Source organism: Fibrobacter sp. (assembly GCA_012523595.1).
GTDB lineage: Bacteria > Fibrobacterota > Chitinivibrionia > Chitinivibrionales > Chitinispirillaceae > JAAYIG01.
The window spans coordinates 1-5874 of sequence record JAAYIG010000200.1 but is presented as its reverse complement, the minus strand read 5'-3'; the positions used below and the strand labels follow the sequence as shown (position 1 = coordinate 5874).

At 42.7% G+C, this 5874-nt stretch carries 5 protein-coding genes; 4 read left to right on the top strand and 1 reads right to left on the bottom strand.

Annotation, left to right across the window (positions count from 1 at the left end):
• Window positions 1–463: 463 nt before the first annotated feature.
• Window positions 464–964, bottom strand: coding sequence for a hypothetical protein (locus GX089_14050; GenBank protein NLP03612.1), 501 nt, complete (start codon window positions 962–964; stop codon window positions 464–466).
• Window positions 965–1760: 796 nt separating this feature from the next.
• Between GX089_14050 and GX089_14045 the strand changes: the two genes are divergently transcribed.
• The 4 genes from GX089_14045 (at window position 1761) to GX089_14030 (ending at window position 5736) form a co-directional block, all read left to right on the top strand.
• Window positions 1761–2477: a metal-dependent transcriptional regulator gene (locus GX089_14045; GenBank protein NLP03611.1), complete on the top strand. Its 717-nt coding sequence runs from the start codon at window positions 1761–1763 to the stop codon at window positions 2475–2477.
• A gap of 70 nt (window positions 2478–2547) precedes the next feature.
• Window positions 2548–2841, top strand: a complete 294-nt coding sequence (locus GX089_14040; GenBank protein NLP03610.1) for a ferrous iron transport protein A — start codon at window positions 2548–2550, stop codon at window positions 2839–2841.
• Window positions 2838–5021, top strand: coding sequence for a ferrous iron transport protein B (gene feoB, locus GX089_14035; GenBank protein NLP03609.1), 2184 nt, complete (start codon window positions 2838–2840; stop codon window positions 5019–5021). The genes GX089_14040 and feoB overlap by 4 nt, the downstream gene beginning before the upstream one ends.
• A 79-nt stretch (window positions 5022–5100) precedes the next feature.
• A complete protein-coding gene (locus GX089_14030) occupies window positions 5101–5736 on the top strand; it encodes a hypothetical protein (protein ID NLP03608.1) in 636 nt (211 codons plus the stop codon).
• Window positions 5737–5874 lie beyond the last annotated feature (138 nt).

Sequence of the window (5874 nt, the reverse complement as noted above, 5' to 3'; positions counted from 1 at the left end):
GCAAACACCTCTATAGAGGCATCCAGGATCAGGTTCATCTTTGTTTTTCGAACCGCGTTCTCTCTTTCTTCCTTTGGATTCATATTTTAGACTCCAGGTTCAAAAAAATTGAATCAGAGTTAAAATATGTTGATCGCGGTTAAAACATCAAGACCTTTTTTTGTTCACCGGGAAGAAATACAGGCAGGGTGAAAAGCAAAAATGAATCCCGACACTAAAGACCCTATAATATAGATTATGGAGTGATCAGACTTGCTTGCGCTAAGAAAGGAGAAAACATAACCACAAAAAACAGAGGTCAGGAAAAGGAAGGGTAAGAGAGTCTCTCGCAGTAGCCCGGAGAAGAGAAACTCAGAGGGGGGGGTTACAAGTGAAAATGTTTTCTGCTCAATGATAATTATTACAAGATCTATAATTGCCTGCCCGCTGTAGTTTCTTGCGTTGCGGGAAGAAAGAAACATGATCACTGCTGCTTCAGTTTTTCAGCCAAATCGATATCATCCGGAGTTATCACTATCTTTTTATCACTGTTTGTTAAGATCAGAACCTTGTTTTTCCGCTGTGTTGCGTAAAAAGTCAAATGCCCGATACCCGGGGTATGATATTTTCCAAAATAGCCGAAAAGTCCTCCTACACCAAAAGTACGGATCGTTTTTTTCGTTTCATCATCAGTAAGTACCCGCACCTGCTTTATGTCGCTGAGCCTGATGTTTACTTTGCCAATTCTCCGGTTAATTAACAGGTAGCTATCAGAAAGGGTATAGGATTTTGGCGCATATAGCCAACTGCCAAGTAATAATACTATGAATGTAAGGAGTATCCCGGAATGAATCAGGATAGTTGTTGTGTTGACTCCTGCAGTGATTAATATCCGGACACTTTCCTGTCCGACTGCAAGCAGTAGAACAAAAGTTACGATGGTTATGACCTTTGCAGGTGTGTCAAGTGATGCTTTGTAGTCCATGGCTGGTAAGATAAGGATTAAGTTATTTGAGAATTTTAAAACCTGAGAAAATATATCTTAAATTACAAATCAGGGGTGGATTTGATCAAATGCATGAGGTGATTCCATACCCACTCTGAACTGCTTTTGCTTTTCCTGTGGAGTTTTTTTCCTCAAATGGTCACTTCAACTACTCTCAGTGAGCGGATTTCGGTAATGCTCAGAGTACACTTGGACTATGTTCAGTGTTTATAGATAAAATCCCCGTTGGAGGTATGTTCATTTTTCATGCCGGAAGACCTTTATGGGCGGGAATGCTCGACGGTACTGTTTTATGTAAAATCGGATAAGCCTGCCACGGGGTGGATAAAATAAAAAACAGTTTCATTTTATTGGGTTGTTTTGCAGGAAACAAGATTCGCTTTTTTTCTGGTCACTGATTCATCTTCGGGGTGAAATAGTGACTTAATTGAACTAAAAAACGACCTTTGTACGTTCAGAAATTCACCTCAGGTGAATCAAAGACACTACAGCCCCTTGTCCCAGTGTAATTTGATCCCTTTTAAAACAAAAAATGTGAATTAATAATTTATAAAATTACGACCATAGCTGTTTCCTGGCCTCGTATAGTCAAGAACCATCATTTATGGCGCTATTACAGGTGCGTACAGCAATGTGATGTCTGTTACACAAAATTTTGAATAAAGACTCTTAAAGTCCTCCCTTTGGGAAATCTAGCCTGCCGGTAAAAAAAACTTGTTTCAGGATAAAACCTGTGTTATATTGTTAGATGAGTCTAACTCAGTTAAGGAAGTCTATGAGTGCTTATGCCTTAAGTCCGAATCTTGAAGATTATCTCGAAGCGATTCTGCAGATCTCCTCGATGAACAAGGTTGCCCGTTCCATGGAGATCGCCAGTCGTCTCAATGTCAAACGCTCATCTGTTACTGTGGCTTTACGGTCACTGGCTGAGAAGGGGCTCATAAATTATGAGGTCCGCTCGTTTGTCACTCTTACAGATAAGGGTTTGGATGCGGCTAAATGTATTGATCGAAGACACCATATACTGCTTGATTTCTTCATCAGTATTCTGGGACTCTCCTATGAAGAGGCAAATAAGACTGCCTGCAGCATGGAGCATGGGATGACATCGGATGTCTGCAGGAGGATGGCTGCGTTTCTGGTTGCAGCAAAAAAGGATGAGACCGGAAGCACAAAAATAAAGCAACTGCTTGAACAATCCCTGTCAGAGATAGATTGCATAACAAATTGCGGGTTTATCTCCGATCAGAATAATGCTGAGGGGCTGGTTAGCTTGAATGATCTTCTCCCTGGCCAGAAGGGAATCATTTTGCAGGTAAATGGAACAGGAAAACTCAAAAAACGGCTGCTTGAAATGGGAATTGTAAAGGGGCAGAGTATAACAGTCATGCGTGCTGCACCCCTCGATGACCCCATCGAGGTGAAAGTGAAGAACAGCAGCTTAACACTCAGACGGGAAGAAGCATCGAATATTCTTTTAAAAAGGTGCTGAAGGGCATCTTTTTTTTGCCTGTGAGTTAGAAGTATCTAATTAAATGAGATGTCTATAATAGGAGGTGAATATGACAAGTGATAATTCAGATCCGCGATCATTGGCGAAAACTCGTGAGGGAGATGTTGTGATGATTGACAGTATTGAGGGTTCAGGTGTTTTAAAGAAGAGAATGCTTGAAATGGGGTTTATTCCGGGAAGTCAGCTCCGTGTCCTGAAATATGCGCCATTATACGATCCGATGGAGGTTAAGGTGAAGCATGGGTATGTTTCCATAAGGATTAACGAAGCAGAGAGCATTTACGTAAAGCCGGTATCAGATAAAAAGGATAATTCTGTGCATCCCCGGGAGGAAAAGCCATGAGTGTTGAATCGGTGAGTTGCGATCTTGAGGTGCAGAAAAGGTCAAAGGTGATAAAAATCGTCTTGACAGGTAATCCAAACTCCGGAAAAACATCGCTTTTTAACTGTATGACGGGTGCAAATCAGAAGGTGGGTAACTGGAGCGGAGTTACTGTAGAGATAAAAGAGGGAAAGGTACGCTATGGAGATTTACAGGCAACAGTCGTGGATCTTCCGGGCACATACTCATTAAGCACAAGTTCACCGGATGAGAAAGTCGCCCGCGACTACATTGTTGATGAAAAACCTGATGCAGTGATTAATGTAATCGATTCAACAAACCTTGATCGCCAGCTCTACTTTACTCTTCAACTTATTGAACTTGGAATCCGTCCTGTGCTGGCATTCAACATGTGGGATGAGGTAAAAAGCAAGGGAATCAAAGTTGATATTCCCTTGATGAGCAAACTGCTTGGTTTGACAATTATACCGACAAATGCCAGATCAGGGGAGGGTATAAAGGACCTGCTTTCTACCGTATTATTGGAAAAAAGAAATGAGCAGGGGAAGAGGAGAACTGTTTCAATGATATATCCTGAAGAGCTGGAGGGTGCAATTGAAAAAATCGAGGAGGCACTCCGGTCAACAGGCGAACTGAAATACCCGTCAAGATGGGCTGCTTTACAGCTTCTTGAGCACGACCGTCATCTTGAAGATGAAGTATCGGAATTGGCAAACGGAAAAAATATAATTGCACTTCGGGACAAGCTTGAAATTGAGCTAAGGGAGATCCTGGGTGATGATCCGCAAACCCGGATTGCTGAGGAACGATATGGGTTTATAACCGGTGCAGTTAGAGAAACGGTAAAATATCCTGCTGTAAACAGACTTGAGATCTCCGATAAGATAGATGCAGTACTGACACATCGTATCCTTGCCTACCCGATATTTCTGTTCTTCATGTGGCTTCTTTTTCAGGCAACATTCAGGATCGGTGAATACCCGATGGGCTGGATAGAGATGCTGTTTGGATGGCTGGGGGATCTGGCGGGTAAACTGCTGCCTGAGAGTACTTTAAGAGATCTTCTGGTTGACGGAGTAATTGCGGGAGCAGGGGGAGTCATTGTTTTTCTGCCCAACATTCTCATCCTTTTCCTTGGAATTTCCATAATGGAAGACACTGGATATATGGCACGGGCAGCATTTATAACCGATAAACTGATGCACAGAATAGGTTTACACGGTAAGAGCTTCATTCCGATGCTTATGGGTATGGGATGCAGTGTTCCGGCAATAATGGCTGCACGTACCCTTGAATCACCAAAGGACCGGATCAAGACAATCCTGCTTACTCCTCTTATCTCATGTTCCGCCCGTTTACCGGTTTTTGTACTCTTTGCAGGAGCACTTTTTCCGGAACATGCAGGAAATGTGGTTTTTCTGTTTCAGGTCGTTTTAAGTTTCGGGGCCTTTATTTTTATGGCTGTTATCTTTAAACACTCGCTTTTCAGAAGAGAAGAAGACTACCCTTTTGTCATGGAGCTTCCTCCATACCGTATTCCAACAGGAAGGAGTATTCTTATTCACATGTGGCAGAAAACAGAACACTATCTCAAAAAGATGGGTGGTGTGGTTCTTCTGTTTTCGGTTGTCCTGTGGTGGGCCGGTGAGTATCCCAAATCGCCGGATATTGAGCAGTCGTTTGACACCAGGATTGAACAGACAAGAAATGATTCAGGTCTCGAGATACAGGAGCGTGAAGAGCTGATAAAAAATCTGGAGCTTGAAAAACATGCTGCAGTCATATCTGAGACTTATATCGGGCGAATAGGAAGATTTATCGAACCGGTTGTGAAACCCTTTGGTACTGACTGGCGGGGGGCGGTATCACTTGTCACCGGATTTGTGGCCAAGGAGATTGTGGTCAGTTCAATGGGGGTGCTCTATGCAGTTGGTGATGAGGAATCTGAAGAGAGTGAAGGATTGCGGGCGAAGGTAGCTCAAAATTTCACTCCATTATCAGCCTTTGCTTTTATGCTGTTTGTGCTGCTTTACATTCCCTGTCTTGTAGCACTGGTGACTGTGATAAAAGAGTTAAAGAACTGGAAATGGTCGCTTTTCTCTGTTGGATACCAGTTGCTCTTTGCCTGGAGCGCAGCAACACTGGTTTTTCAGGGGGGCAGACTACTGGGTATAAACTGAAGATGTTTGAGCTATTCTTGCTTAGTGAAATTTCATAATAATCCGGTTAAATTTACACTTCATAGCAGGAGGTATTCTTATGAATAAAATGGTATTATTGATGTTGATTTTTTCAGGAATTCCGGGCACAGGCGTATTTGCAGCACGGCCATTTACAATTGATGATGCGGGGACTGTGGAAAAGGAGGGTTTTGAAGTAGAGGTCGCTTCTAATTACTGGAAAAATTCTGCAGATGCAGGAATAGGGCTCAAGCATGGGCTTACCGATAGGATGGATATCGGGGCAGGGTTTGGCTATACAGCACTTCCTGAGAAAGAAGCACAGTTCAGCGCACTTGAGGTCGGGTTAAAATATGCTATTGTTCCTGATTTGTTATCAACCTCAGTGAGTGCATCATTTGACAGTCCGGTATACACAATCAATCTGATTTTATCTAAACCGGTTGGTGTTGCTGCATTCCATGGCAACGCAGGAATAGAGGCAGAATCGGTGTCAAAAAGCGTAAACTTAGTATATGGAGTTGCTGCAGCGTTTAATATGGGAAGAATTACCAGTGGCGTAGAAGTAGGTGGGATTAACAAAGAGTTAAACTGGTGGCAACTGGGTGCACAGATTGATCTTCTGGATTGGCTTGCTGTCGATTTCGGGCTGGGTGGTGATTTTCAAAAGGAGGTTGGTTATGCGGCGACAACAGGTTTTTGGTTTGGTTTTTAAGAGAAGAGAGGTACTGGAATTGCCCCGAAAAAATGGACACGTGACTAAGCAATTTTCTTCCGTTTGACAGATTCATATTCTGCTGGTGATAAATATCCCAAAGTAGAATGAATCCTTTTGCAATTGTAAAAACCTTCG

Excerpts from the sequence above, each read along its gene's own strand:
- GX089_14045 (NLP03611.1), top strand. The coding sequence starts at position 1,761 with ATGAGTGCTTATGCCTTAAGTCCGAATCTTGAAGATTATCTCGAAGCG.
- GX089_14030 (NLP03608.1), top strand. The coding sequence starts at position 5,101 with ATGAATAAAATGGTATTATTGATGTTGATTTTTTCAGGAATTCCGGGC.
- GX089_14050 (NLP03612.1), bottom strand. The coding sequence starts at position 964 with ATGGACTACAAAGCATCACTTGACACACCTGCAAAGGTCATAACCATC.
- feoB (NLP03609.1), top strand. The coding sequence starts at position 2,838 with ATGAGTGTTGAATCGGTGAGTTGCGATCTTGAGGTGCAGAAAAGGTCA.
- GX089_14040 (NLP03610.1), top strand. The coding sequence starts at position 2,548 with ATGACAAGTGATAATTCAGATCCGCGATCATTGGCGAAAACTCGTGAG.